Genomic DNA, 12,932 nt, shown 5'->3' with positions numbered 1-12,932 from the left:
TTATCTGCGCTTTTGGCTTGGCATCTGCCGCACCTCGCTCGCCGTATCGGCACTTAGAATTATGCGGTATTGCCTTAGATATATCTTGGATAAGAAATAGGAACGAACGATGATTTATTCGCTGACCGGAAAAATCTTAAAGAAAACACTGGATACCGTGGTCATCAGCTGCGCTGGTGTGGGCTATGCGGTGCAGGTGCCCTTGACCACAGCCGAAAGCCTGCCTGCCCCCGGGCGGGAAGGCACGGTGTATACTGTGATGAACGTGACCGAAAACGATGTTTCGCTGTACGGCTTTGCCACCGAGGAGCAGCGCAGCTGCTTTAAGATGCTGACCAGCGTGAGCGGCGTTGGCCCCAAGGCCGGGCTGGCCATTTTGTCCATCATGACGCCGGAGCGTGTGGCACTGGCGGCGTCCAGCGGGGACCACAAGGCGTTTACCAAGGCGAACGGCGTTGGCCCCAAACTGGCCCAGCGTATTGCTCTGGAACTGAAAGACAAAGTGGGCAAGGGCCTGGCGGATGGCACTGGCTTTGGCGGCGGGGCCGCCGCAGCAGCGCCGGCTCCGTCCAGCGCACCCGCCCAGGCTGTGGCCGCGCTGGTGGCGCTGGGGTACAACACCTCGGATGCTGCTGCGGCTGTGGCCCGCATTGACGAAACCCTGCCGGTGCAGGATATTATCAAAATTGCACTGCGCGGGCTTTCGCGTGCGTAAAGGAGTGACCTGAATGAGCCAAAACACGGAATATACGGTGGATCCCAGCCGCCTGGTCAGCCCGGACGCCGCCCCGGCCGATGCCGCCGAGGAAGTCAGCCTGCGCCCCAAAACGCTGGATGATTATATCGGTCAGGAAAAGGCCAAAAACAATCTGCGCATTTACCTGCGCGCTGCCCAGCAGCGCGGGGAACCGATGGACCATATTCTGCTGTACGGCCCGCCGGGCCTTGGCAAAACAACGTTGGCCGGCATTGTGGCGCAGGAGATGGGCGTGCAGATCCGCATTACCTCCGGCCCGGCCATCGAAAAGCCCGGCGATCTTGCCGCTCTGCTGACCAATTTGCAGGAGGGTGATATCCTGTTCATTGATGAGATCCATCGCCTTTCCCGCCAGGTAGAAGAAGTGCTGTACCCCGCACTGGAGGATTACGCGCTGGATATCATGATCGGCAAGGGCCCCAGCGCCCAAAGCATCCGCATCAACCTGCCGCGGTTCACCCTGGTGGGCGCAACCACCCGCGCGGGCCAGCTGACCGGGCCCCTGCGTGACCGCTTTGGCATTCTGCTCAAGCTGGAACCCTACAGCCCGGATGAACTGGCTACCATCATCATGCGCAGCGCGGGCATTTTGAATATCCCCATCGACCGCCCCGGTGCGCTGGAGCTGGCCAAATGCGCCCGCGGCACCCCGCGTATTGCAAACCGCCTGCTCAAGCGCGTGCGTGACTTTGCCACCGTGGAGGGCGATGGGGCAATCGACGGCCCCACTGCTGTGGCAGCCCGCCGCCAGATGGATATTGACGAGCTGGGTCTGGATGAACTGGACCGTAGCGTGCTGCGTGCCATCATTGAGCTGTACGGCGGCGGTCCGGTGGGCCTGGATACCCTGGCGGCCAACCTTGGTGAGGAAAGTGTAACACTGGAAGATGTGTGCGAACCCTACCTGATGCAGATGGGTATGCTGACCCGCACCCCCCGCGGCCGCTGCGTGACCCGCCTGGCCTATGAGCATCTGAACATGCCCGTCCCCAAACACCTGCGCGCCGAAGACGCCGACGAGGTGGATGGGCAGCAGAGAATGTATTAAACAGGTAGGAGTTAGGAGTTTTTTGGCAGGGCAGGGCCGCAGGCCTTATTTTGAGCGGTGCGCAGCACCGCGGTCCACCAAAATTATTCTTTATTCATTATAGTTCAATGTGTTGACTTTGATAGATGGAAAGGACTTGACGATATGGGTAAATTGTTTGGTACCGATGGTGTCCGCGGTGTGGCGGGCAAAGACCTGACTTGTGAATTGGCCCTGCAGATCGGCCGCGCAACTGCCGCAGAGCTGACCAGTCTGGATGGCCACCGTCCCCGTATTCTGATTGGCAAAGATACCCGTGTTTCCGGCGATATGCTGGAATGCACCCTGGCTGCCGGTTTGTGCAGCGTTGGCGCAGACGTTGACCTGCTGGGTGTGATCCCCACCCCCGGCGTGGCCTATCTGGTGCGCAAATACGGCGCAGACGCCGGTATTGTGATCTCCGCGTCCCACAACCCGATGGAGTTCAACGGCATCAAGATTTTCAAGGGCGATGGCTACAAGCTGCCCGATGAAGTAGAAAACCGCATTGAGGCTCATATCTTCAAAAACTGCGAGGATATCAAGATCTGTGATGGTGCCGAGATCGGCCGCGTTCACCGCCTGGATACCGCTGTGGATGACTATGTGGATGCTCTGGAGCAGCACATTGATGCAGATCTTTCCGGCCTGAATGTGCTGTTTGACTGCGCCAATGGTGCTTCTGCCAAGGTGGCGCAGAAACTGTTCCCCCGCCTGGGCTGCCAGTGCAGCTTTATCGGCACGCTGGATGACGGCGTTTCCGTCAACGATGGCTGCGGCTCCACCCACCTGGACCGGCTGGAAAAGAAGGTCGTGGAAGGCGGCTTTGACTGCGGCATTGCCTTTGACGGCGATGCAGACCGCTGCTTGGCCTGCGATGAAAAGGGCGCAGAGATCGACGGCGACAAGATCATTGCGCTGGTTGCCAAGGATATGAAAGACCGCGGCCGCCTGGACGGAAATACCGCCGTGGTGACGGTTATGTCCAACCTGGGCTTTATGAAGTATATGCAGTCCATTGGCATTGACACCGCCCGCACCGCTGTAGGCGACCGCTACGTGCTGGAAGAGATGCGCGCCCGCGGTTATGCCATCGGCGGCGAGCAGAGCGGCCATGTTATTTTCCTGCACCACTCCACCACCGGCGACGGCGAGTTGACCGCAGGCAAGCTGCTGAAGCTGCTGGCCCGCAAGCACCGCGAAGAGGGTACCAAGATGAGCGAGCTGAACGCCGTTTACACCAAGTTCCCACAGGTGCTCATCAACCTGACTGCCGACAAGGAGCAGAAGCAGGCTTATAAAGAAGATGAATACATTGCCGGCTTTATTGAGAGCCAGCAGCAGAACCTGATGGGCATGGGCCGCGTGCTGGTGCGTGTTTCCGGCACCGAGCCCAAGATCCGCGTGATGGTGGAAGGCGAGGATATGGAAGCCATCCAGTCCAGCGCAGAGCGCATTGCCGATATGATCCGCCAGCGTATTCCGGGGGTGTGCTGATGCGCCCCGCCGATACCTGGGTCGATTACGAGCTGATCGACGCAACGAATCATAACCGCCTGGAACGCTGGGGCAAAACGCTGCTCATCCGCCCCGACCCGCAGATCATCTGGAAAAACGAGGAAGTCAGCCCCCTGTGGGCCAGGGCAGACGCCATCTATTACCGTTCCGCCAAGGGCGGCGGCCAGTGGGACTACCACAAAAAGCTGCCCCAGAAGTGGAACATCAAATGGCAGGATCTGACGCTGATCGTCAGCCCCACCGGCTTTAAGCATACCGGCGTCTTCCCGGAGCAGGCTGTGAACTGGGCCTGGTACCAGGAAAAGATCAAGGCAGCCGACCGTCCCGTCAAGGTGCTCAACCTGTTCGGCTACACCGGTGGCGCAACACTGGCCTGCCTGGCCGCCGGTGCCAGCGTGACCCATGTGGATGCTTCCAAAGGCATGGTAGCCTGGGCACGGGAAAACGCCCAGGCCAGCAGCCTGGCCGACCGCCCCTGCCGCTGGATCGTGGATGACTGTGCCAAGTTTGTGCAGCGCGAGATCCGCCGCGGCAGCCGCTATGACGCCGTTATCATGGACCCGCCCAGCTATGGCCGCGGCCCCAACGGTGAGATCTGGAAGCTGGAAGATAACGTCTATGACCTCATCACCCTGACGGAACAGGTGCTCAGCGATAAGCCGCTGTTCTTTGCCATCAACTCCTACACCGAGGGCCTGAGCCCGGCGGTTATGGAGTATGTGCTCAAAACCACCCTCTGCCCCAAGGTGGGCGGCCATACCAGCTGCGATGAGATCGGCCTGCCCGTAACCGCCACCGGCGGCGTAGTGCCCTGCGGCGCTACCGCAGTGTGGGAAGAATGAGAGTTAGGAAGTAGGAGTTAGGAGTTAATTAGGAATTAGGAATGAGCAATTAAAATTGCAATGCTCCGTAGGGGCGCACATTGTGCGCCCGCTAACCTTGCAGGATGAACTTTAGGGCAACACCGCACAATTCCCGCCTAACGGCTTAAGCACCGCTCCGGCGGCTGCGGCACGGCATCTGCGTTGCCACAAAGTATTATTTGCGCTTTTGGCTTAGCAGCTGCCGCACCTCGCTCGCCGTATCGGCACTTAGAATTATGCGGTATTGCCTTAGCTCCTTTCAACTCCTACCTCCTCACTCCTACCTCCTAACTAAAAATTTTGGATCACACTATTATTCAGAATAGGGGATACCACATGAAAGAAAACGATATTTTACAGGCGCAGGATGTGCGGTTCCGGTATGATACGGAGCAGCCGAACTTTGCTGTGGACGGGGTGTCGATGGAAGTACATCGCGGCGAGTTTGTGGCTGTGCTGGGTGCCAACGGCTGCGGTAAATCGACCCTGGCCAAGCATTTTAACGCCATTCTGCTGCCGGAAAGCGGCACTGTGCTGGTGGAGGATATGGACACCCGCACCGATGAAAAGCTGTACGACATTCGCCAGAAAGTGGGCATGGTGTTCCAGAACCCGGACAACCAGATCGTTGCCACCGTGGTGGAAGAGGACGTTGCCTTTGCGCTGGAAAACCTTGGCGTGCCCACCGGGGAAATGCGCACCCGCGTGGATGACGCCATGAAGCTGGCGGGGATCTATGAACAGCGCAATAAAGCGCCGCACAAGCTTTCCGGCGGTCAAAAGCAGCGCGTTGCCATTGCGGGCGTGATTGCCATGCGGCCGGACTGCCTGATTCTGGATGAATCCACTGCCATGCTGGACCCCCGCGGCCGCGCCCAGGTAATGAAAACCATCCGCAACCTGCGGGATGCAGGCATTTCCATTGTGTCCATTACCCACTATATGGAGGAAGCCGCCCAGGCCGACCGCATATTGGTCATGAGCCGCGGACGCATTGTGATGGAGGGCACCCCCGAACAGGTGTTCAGCCAGACCAGGCGGCTGCATGGCTACCACCTGGATGTACCCCAGGCCACCGAGCTGCGGGATGAACTGGCCGCCGCCGGCCTGCCTATGCCGGAAAACATCATTACCCCCGAAGAATGCGCCAAGGCCATTTTTGACCTGCTGAAATAAAATGCCGTGCCTTTTGGGCGGCAACACCCTTGTAGGGCGGGGGCACCCGCCCCCGCCGCTTCTGCGAGGAAACCCAAACAACCAATTTTCCCCAACCAGAAAAGGCACGGACTGCACCCGGCAAAAGAGGGACCGGGGCGGTACCGTGCGGGAAGGAATGTAACGTGTCAGAGATCATTAAAGTGGAACATCTGCGCTATGTGTATAACGCCGGTATGCCGGACGAAACCGCAGCGCTGGATGATGTGAGCTTCTCGATTGAAAAAGGTGATTTTGTCGGTGTGATGGGCTCGACCGGGTCCGGCAAATCCACACTGATCGCCCATTTCAACGGCCTGAACCGCCCCACCAGCGGCAAGATCATTATTGATGGCCGCGATATGTGGGCGGAGGGCGAAAACCTGCGGGATTTCCGCTTCCTTGTGGGGCTGGTCATGCAGTACCCGGAATACCAGCTGTTTGAAGAAACCTGCTGGAAGGATATCGCCTATGGCCCGCGCAACATGGGCCTGGATGAAGAAGAGATCACCCGCCGCGTCAAGCGCGCGGCAGAGTTTGTTGGCCTGGATGAAGCGCTGCTGCAAAAAAGCCCGTTTGAACTTTCCGGCGGGCAAAAGCGCCGCGTTGCCATTGCGGGCGTTATGGCCATGGAGCCCAAGATCCTGGTGCTGGACGAACCCGCAGCAGGCCTTGACCCCGAAGGCCGCGATACCATCCTGAGCCAGATCCGCAACTACCACGAGCAGACCGGCATCACGGTCATTCTGGTCAGCCACTCAATGGAAGATATCGCCCGCTATGCCAACCGCGTGCTGGTGATGAGCAAGGCGAAAGTGGCCATGTATGACACGGTGGAAAAGGTCTTTGCCCGCGCACCGGAGCTGCTGGAACTGGGGCTTTCCGTTCCGCAGGTCACCCAGGTGTTTTTGATGCTGAAAGCAATGGGCATGGAGATCGACACGGATGTGTACACCGTGCCCTATGCGGTCAAAACCGTGCTGAAAGCCTGGAACGCCAAACACCCGGACAAGGCCGTTCCGCTGCCGCAGAACCACAAAACCGTACAGGAAGGGGGCGCTGACTGATGCTGCGTGATATTACCATTGGCCAGCACTTCCCCGGCAACTCGGTGGTGCACCGCTGCGACCCGCGCTTAAAAATTATTGCCACCATTGCCTACATCATTGTGCTGTTTATGGCGTCCAACCCGCTGGGCATTGCGCTTTCGCTGGCGCTGCTGGCCCTGCTGTACAAAGTGGCGCAGATTCCCATCAAGCTGATCGTCAAGAGCTTAAAGCCGATCGTTCCCATTGTGCTGTTCACCGCGGTACTCAACCTGTTCTTTATCACCGGCGAGGGCGAACCGCTGGTACACTTTGGCTTTATCCACATCTACCGCGAGGGGGTGAGCTATGCGGTGCTGATGGCGGTGCGCATTGTGGCATTGATCGCCGGCACCAGCCTGTTGACCTACACCACCAGCCCCATTGTGCTGACGGATGCCATTGAAGCGCTGCTGAAACCCTTTGCCAAGCTGCACCTGCCGGTGCATGAGCTTGCCATGATGATGACGATCGCCCTGCGGTTTATCCCGCTGCTGATCGATGAGACCGAAAAGATCATGAACGCCCAGAAAGCCCGCGGCGCAATGCTGGATAACGGCAAGTTCATGGACCGCATCAAGGCATTGGTGCCGGTGCTGATCCCCCTGTTCATCAGCGCGTTCCGCCGTGCGGACGAGCTTGCCATGGCCATGGAATGCCGCTGCTACCACGGCGGCGAGGGCCGCACACGCCTGAAGGTGCTCAAGTTCGGCGCGCTGGACGTAAAATGCGCCGTTGTTCTCACCCTCTGCCTCGCCGTCATCCTCTCCACCCGCTGGCTCATGGCGGGAATCTGAAATTTAGTTAGGAGTTAGGAAGTAGGAGTTAGGAATTGAAGGTGCGGTTTGCGCCGCAATTTTGGAATAGGGGAAAAGCTGATATTCAAAATGTGCGCGCCAGCGCACACCAAAAACTCCTACCTCCTAACTCAAAAGGTGTCCCATGAATATTCTCCTCTGGCTTGCCTACAAGGGCACAAATTATTCGGGGTTTCAGGTGCAGCCCAATGGGGTTACGGTGTGTGCGGTGGTGCAGGATGCTATGCAGAGCGTGTTCGGCACCTGGCCCGATGTAAAGGGCTGTTCCCGCACCGATGCCGGGGTGCATGCCCGGCGGTTTGCCCTGAACTTCCATTATGATGGCCGCATCCCGGTGCAGCGCATCCCGCTGGCGTTGAACGCCCGCCTGCCCATGGATGTGCGGGCACTGGCAGCGCAGCAGGTGCCGGATGATTTCCACGCCCGCTATGCCGCCCACGCCAAAACCTACCACTACCGCCTGCGGTGCAGCGCGGTGGATGATCCCTTTGATTATGAGACCTGCCACCGGGTCAACGGCCCGCTGGACCTTGCCGCCATGCAGGCGGCGGCTGCCCATTTTGTTGGCAGGCATGACTTTTTGGCGCTGTGCGCTTCGGGTTCTTCAGCCGCAGCCCACGGCGATACGGTGCGCACCATCACCGCCTGCACCGTGCAGCAGGATGGCGAGCTGTATACCCTGTCCGTAACAGCGGACGGCTACCTGTACAACATGGTGCGCATTCTGGCCGGTACGGTGCTGCAGGCGGGCCTTGGCAAAATGAATCCGGCCGCTGTGCCCGCTCTGCTGCAAAGCAGGAACCGCGGCCAGGCCGGCCCCACGCTGCCCGCCAGGGGGCTGTTTTTGTGGGATGTGCAGTACCCGGATTTAGAGCGCCCGAACGACTGAAACAACTAAGGCAATACCGCATAATTCTAAGTGCCGATACGGCGAGCGAGGTGCGGCAGATGCCAAGCCAAAAGCGCAGATAATACTGGATGTCTTATCGAGCATTTTGGCAACGCAGATGCCGTGCCGCAGCCGCCGGAGCGGTGCTTGGGCCGTTAGGCGGGAATTATGCGGTATTGCCCTAAATGAGTAACACAACAAGACGGGAAGGAGGCGAAGCCCTTGAACCGTGAAGAAAAAGAGCGGCTGGAACGCCGCCGCCGTATGTTGGCGCGGGAACGGGGCGAAGCCCCGCCAACCCCGCCGCCTGCTTCCAAACAGCAGCCGGAACGGGAACGCCCGGCGCCGGAGCGTAGCGCACCCAGCACCCTGCCGCCCAAAGAGCAAGGCGCAGCTGCGGCACCGGCGGCAACGCTGCGGCCCATCAGCCCTATTCTGCGCCGCCGCCAGCGCCGCAGGCGCATTGCCGTTGTTCTGGTGGTGCTGATTATTGCCGCCGTTATGGCGGTGGGCAGCGGCCTGCTGGGTACATCCATTGCCATGCTGGGGGATATGACGGATTCCATCTCGCTGTATCTCAACCGCGCCGGGGCGGGTTGGCCCGCCAACACCGGCATCCGCACGCCGACCCAGGTGGAACCCCTGGCGGGCGGTTTTGTGGAGATGGATAATGAGGATGTGGCGGTCTATTCCGCTTACGGCGCAAAGATCCGCACCATCCAGCCCGGCTATGCCCGCCCGGCGCTGGCCGTGGGCAACACCCGCTTTGTGCTGTATAACCGCGCAGGCAAGGAACTGACGGTGCAGAGCCGCACCCGCCAGCTGTACGCCAAAAGCTTTAATAACGCCATTATGCTGTGCGAAATGGCGCAGAACGGCACCCTGGCCGTGGTGACGGAGTCTGACCGCTATGCGGCGGAAGTGATGGTGTACGATGCTTCTTTCAGCGGGGACCCCTTTACCTGGAAGCTGACCAGCACCGACGGCACCCCCATTGCATTGTCTTTTGCCACGGATAACCACCGCTTTGCCGCGGCAACGGTGGCCGCGAGGGACGGCCAGCTGCGCACTACCGTGCGCATGATGAACACCAATTCGGATACTGCCGGGCCGTTTTATGTGGCGGATACCGGCAGCGTGATCCTGAAGCTGAAATGGATCAGCAGCAGCCGCGTGCTGGCTGTTTTTGATACCTATGCCGCCATCATCAACGTGAGCGATGGCACCGAGAGTGCCCGCTATGATTATGGCGGGGCCACCCTGCAAAGCGTGTCCATCGGCGGGCGCAGCACGGCGCTGCTGCTGGCGGTGCGCGGCGGCGATACCCTGGTCACGCTGGATGATTCGCTCAACCAGCTGGCGAGCGTTGCCGCCGGGCAGGCCAAAAGCGTCAGCAGTACCGCAACGGCGGTCTATCTGCTGACAGCGTCCGGCGTGGAAAGCTATGGCTATGACGGCACCCATAATTGGAGCCGGGATTATGGTGCGGCACCGCAGGCGGTCATCAACGCCCGCGAAACACTGGTATTTATTTCCGGCACGGTAGAGGTTCTGAATGCGCCGCACGAATAATGCTGTGCGGCATGGGAAAGTATGGTAGAGTTATGACACAGTATATTGGCATTGTTTATGATGTGATTTTTCTTTTGCTGGTGCTGGGCGCGGCCGAAGCCGGCCGCCGCCGCGGTTTTGCCTCCGGACTGGTGAGCCTTATCGGCTCCGTGGCGGGCATTATCGGCGGCACTTACGGCACCCGCGTTTGGGCCGGCGGCATTTATGATAAATATGTTGCCAGCCACGTTACCGATGTTGTGGCTGACACGCTGGAAAAGACCGGCGGAGATCTGGCCCAGGCAATCCATGCGCTGACCTTTCTGCCGCAGTCGATCCAGCAAAAGCTGATCGATACCGTCAGTGCGGCGTCCAGCAATGCGGTGCCGCAGGTGGTCAATGCGCTGGAACCGCTGTTTCTGCCGGTTATTCAGGCCGTTGTGTTTTTGTCGGTCTGGATCGTGGTGCGGGTGCTCTGCCGGATGCTGGGGCGGGTGCTGCGCGGCATCAACGCCATCCCGCTCATCGGTGGACTGAATCGAATCCTGGGCTTTGCGTTCGGCTTTGTCAGCGGTTTGCTGAACTGCTGGATCTGGTCCATTCTGCTGTGGGTGGCGGCAAACCTGACCGGCGGCAAGCTGGAATTTTTGACCACAGCCACCCTGAACCGAAGCGTGATCTATGGACTTTTGGCAAACCTGAACCCGTTTTTGACCCGCTATTGATTAACAATATCTGAACATTCCCCCCGCCCCTCTTGCAAATATCAGTGGGGTGGGGGATAATAGTACATGGGAAAAGTTCTGAAAACGCATGTTGTGTGCGCGTTTCGGCATTCCCGATCCAATCGAATACCCCATAGAGAGGTGAACCATATGTTATGTACCCGCTGTAAAAAAAGACAGGCGGTTGTGTTTGTGCAGCGGCTGGAAAACGGCAAACCGGTGCAGGAAGGCTACTGCCTGACCTGCGCGCGGGAGCTGCATATTCAGCCTGTGGATGATTTGATGAAGCGGTTTAATATGACCGATGACCAGCTGGCCAGCATGGAAGAGCACATGGCCGACCTGATGCAGCAAGCGCAGGAAAGCGGCGCCATGATGCCCATGATGGACGGCGATATGCAGAACCCCGACGATACCGGGGATGATTTTGTGCCCGGCGGTTCGCCGGTGTTCCCCTTTGGCTTTGGCGGAACCCCCAAGGCTGAGGAGAAGGGCGAAAAGTCCAAAAAACAGCGTGGCCGCGGCCAGCGCAAATACCTGGACACCTACTGCGAAAACCTGACCCAGAAAGCCAAGGACGGCAAGCTGGATGCCATCATTGGCCGTGACCGTGAGGTATACCGCACGGTGCAGATTCTGTGCCGCCGCCAGAAAAACAACCCCTGCCTGATCGGTGAAGCCGGCGTTGGCAAAACCGCCATTGCCGAGGGTATTGCCCAGCGCATTGCCGAAGGCAAAGTGCCCGCCCGCTTACAGGATAAAGAGATCTACCTGCTGGACCTGACGGCCCTTGTGGCAGGCACCCAGTTCCGCGGCCAGTTTGAACAGCGCGTCAAGGGCCTGCTTTCTGAAATCAAGGCCGCCGGCAATGTGATCTTGTTCATTGACGAGATCCACAACATTGTCGGCGCCGGGGATTCGGACGGCGCCATGAACGCCGCCAACATCATGAAACCGGCCCTGTCCCGCGGGCAGATCCAGGTTATCGGCGCAACGACCTTTGCCGAGTACCGCAAGTTTATTGAAAAAGATTCTGCGCTGGAGCGCCGCTTCCAGCCCGTCAAGGTGGAAGAACCCTCCATCAATGATGCCATTGCGGTTATCCGCGGCGTAAAAGGTTATTACGAAAAGTACCACTGCGTGCGTGTGCCCGATTCCATCGTGGCGGATGTGGTACACCTGTCGGAACGGTATATCACCGACCGCTACCTGCCGGATAAGGCGATTGACCTGCTGGATGAATCCTGCGCCTGTTGCAACCTGCGCCACCCTGAAATTACCGAGTTCCTGAACCTGCAAAAGCAGGTGGCAGAGCTGGAAACCAAAGAGCATGACCTGGAAAACCCCGACCCCGAAAAGCAGGGCGATACCGCTATTGATTACGAGGAACTGGCCAAAACCAAGACCGAGCTGGCCCAGCTGCGCCAAAAGCTGCCCGCGCTGGAGCTGCGCGTGGCCGATATCCAGGTAACGGCGGACGATGTGGCCCAGGTTGTGGAGCTGTGGACCGGCATTCCGGCGGTTAAAATCAAAGAGACCGAGTATGGCCGCCTGATGGGGCTGGAAGATGCCCTGAAAGAGCATATCATCGGCCAGGACGAAGCTGTGCACAGCGTAGCGCTGGCCGTTAAGCGTGCGCGGGCAGACCTGTCTGGCCGCCACCGCCCGGCAAGCTTTATCTTTGTCGGCCCCACCGGCGTGGGCAAAACCGAGCTGGTCAAGCAGCTGGCCAATCAGCTGTTTGATACCGTGGACCCGCTGATCTCCATTGACATGAGTGAGTATATGGAAAAGTACGCGGTGTCCCGTCTGATCGGTTCCCCTCCGGGCTATGTGGGTTATGATGAAGCCGGCCAGCTGACCGAAAAAGTGCGCCGCCATCCTTACAGCGTGGTCCTGTTTGATGAAATCGAAAAGGCCCACCCCGATGTGATGAACATCCTGCTGCAGATCCTGGACGAGGGCAAGATCAACGATGCCCAGGGCCGCACGGTGGATTTTTCCAATACCGTGATCTGCATGACCTCCAACGCCGGCTCTTCGGACCGCACCGCCCTGACTGGCTTTGGCCGCACCGAAGAGCAGGTCAGCCGCGAAAAGAGCATGAAAGCGCTGCAGGAGTTCCTGCGGCCGGAGTTCCTGGGCCGTGTGGATGAAGTGATCACCTTCCGCCCGCTGGAACAGGCCGACCTGGAAAAGATCGCTGCCCTGATGCTGGACGAGTACAAGCCCGGCCTGGAAGCCCGCGGCCTGAAGCTGGAATATACCCCGCAGGCACTGGCAGCCATCGTGAACGAAACATCCACCCGTTTTGGTGCGCGTGAACTGCGCAAGACCATCCGCAAAACGCTGGAGGACCCCGTGGCCGAAGCCATTGTGGCGGGCCGCCTGACCGGTGGTCAGACCGTGACCCTGGCAGCGGATGCTGACGGCAAGCCGCAGCTGGTGCTGCCGGAGTAAGCGCGA

The 12,932-nt window shown here is 59.2% G+C and carries 11 protein-coding genes; all 11 read left to right on the top strand.

Going from position 1 to position 12,932, the window contains the following annotated elements; all coding sequences use genetic code 11:
- Window positions 1-109: 109 nt before the first annotated feature.
- The 11 genes from ruvA (at window position 110) to C4885_RS09355 (ending at window position 12,926) form a co-directional block, all read left to right on the top strand.
- Entirely contained in the window at window positions 110-715 is a 606-nt protein-coding gene (gene ruvA / locus C4885_RS09405) for a Holliday junction branch migration protein RuvA (RefSeq protein WP_114000085.1), read from the top strand.
- 13 nt (window positions 716-728) lie between these two features.
- Window positions 729-1,805 (top strand): Holliday junction branch migration DNA helicase RuvB, encoded by a 1,077-nt coding sequence (ruvB, locus tag C4885_RS09400; protein WP_114000084.1) that lies wholly within the window; start codon window positions 729-731, stop codon window positions 1,803-1,805.
- A 144-nt stretch (window positions 1,806-1,949) separates the two neighbouring features.
- The gene (gene glmM / locus C4885_RS09395; RefSeq protein WP_114000083.1) at window positions 1,950-3,320 is read left to right on the top strand and encodes a phosphoglucosamine mutase; all 1,371 of its coding nucleotides are present in this window, start codon (window positions 1,950-1,952) and stop codon (window positions 3,318-3,320) included.
- Complete coding sequence (locus C4885_RS09390) at window positions 3,320-4,183, top strand: class I SAM-dependent methyltransferase (RefSeq protein WP_114000082.1); 864 nt, start codon at window positions 3,320-3,322, stop codon at window positions 4,181-4,183. Before glmM ends, C4885_RS09390 begins: the two co-directional genes overlap by 1 nt.
- Before the next feature lie 357 nt (window positions 4,184-4,540).
- Entirely contained in the window at window positions 4,541-5,380 is an 840-nt protein-coding gene (locus C4885_RS09385; protein WP_114000081.1) for an energy-coupling factor transporter ATPase, read from the top strand.
- 164 nt (window positions 5,381-5,544) lie between these two features.
- On the top strand, window positions 5,545-6,465 hold the full coding sequence (locus C4885_RS09380; protein WP_114000080.1) for an energy-coupling factor transporter ATPase: 921 nt from the start codon (window positions 5,545-5,547) through the stop codon (window positions 6,463-6,465).
- Window positions 6,465-7,280, top strand: coding sequence for an energy-coupling factor transporter transmembrane protein EcfT (locus C4885_RS09375; RefSeq protein ID WP_114000079.1), 816 nt, complete (start codon window positions 6,465-6,467; stop codon window positions 7,278-7,280). Before C4885_RS09380 ends, C4885_RS09375 begins: the two co-directional genes overlap by 1 nt.
- Window positions 7,281-7,425: 145 nt before the next feature.
- Entirely contained in the window at window positions 7,426-8,190 is a 765-nt protein-coding gene (gene truA / locus C4885_RS09370; RefSeq protein WP_114000078.1) for a tRNA pseudouridine(38-40) synthase TruA, read from the top strand.
- 222 nt (window positions 8,191-8,412) lie between these two features.
- Window positions 8,413-9,762: a DUF5711 family protein gene (locus C4885_RS09365; RefSeq protein ID WP_114000077.1), complete on the top strand. Its 1,350-nt coding sequence runs from the start codon at window positions 8,413-8,415 to the stop codon at window positions 9,760-9,762.
- A 32-nt stretch (window positions 9,763-9,794) separates the two neighbouring features.
- Complete coding sequence (locus C4885_RS09360; RefSeq protein WP_158538858.1) at window positions 9,795-10,466, top strand: CvpA family protein; 672 nt, start codon at window positions 9,795-9,797, stop codon at window positions 10,464-10,466.
- Window positions 10,467-10,616: 150 nt separating this feature from the next.
- Window positions 10,617-12,926, top strand: coding sequence for an ATP-dependent Clp protease ATP-binding subunit (locus C4885_RS09355; protein WP_114000075.1), 2,310 nt, complete (start codon window positions 10,617-10,619; stop codon window positions 12,924-12,926).
- Window positions 12,927-12,932 lie beyond the last annotated feature (6 nt).

Source organism: Subdoligranulum sp. APC924/74 (assembly GCF_003324125.1).
Lineage (GTDB): Bacteria > Bacillota > Clostridia > Oscillospirales > Ruminococcaceae > Gemmiger > Gemmiger qucibialis.
Note: the sequence above shows the minus strand (reverse complement) of the source record. Positions and strands in the feature narration are given on the sequence as shown.

Coding starts and splice junctions, on each gene's coding strand:
- ruvA (WP_114000085.1), top strand. CDS start 110: ATGATTTATTCGCTGACCGGAAAAATCTTAAAGAAAACACTGGATACC.
- ruvB (WP_114000084.1), top strand. CDS start 729: ATGAGCCAAAACACGGAATATACGGTGGATCCCAGCCGCCTGGTCAGC.
- glmM (WP_114000083.1), top strand. CDS start 1,950: ATGGGTAAATTGTTTGGTACCGATGGTGTCCGCGGTGTGGCGGGCAAA.
- C4885_RS09390 (WP_114000082.1), top strand. CDS start 3,320: ATGCGCCCCGCCGATACCTGGGTCGATTACGAGCTGATCGACGCAACG.
- C4885_RS09385 (WP_114000081.1), top strand. CDS start 4,541: ATGAAAGAAAACGATATTTTACAGGCGCAGGATGTGCGGTTCCGGTAT.
- C4885_RS09375 (WP_114000079.1), top strand. CDS start 6,465: ATGCTGCGTGATATTACCATTGGCCAGCACTTCCCCGGCAACTCGGTG.
- truA (WP_114000078.1), top strand. CDS start 7,426: ATGAATATTCTCCTCTGGCTTGCCTACAAGGGCACAAATTATTCGGGG.
- C4885_RS09360 (WP_158538858.1), top strand. CDS start 9,795: ATGACACAGTATATTGGCATTGTTTATGATGTGATTTTTCTTTTGCTG.
- C4885_RS09355 (WP_114000075.1), top strand. CDS start 10,617: ATGTTATGTACCCGCTGTAAAAAAAGACAGGCGGTTGTGTTTGTGCAG.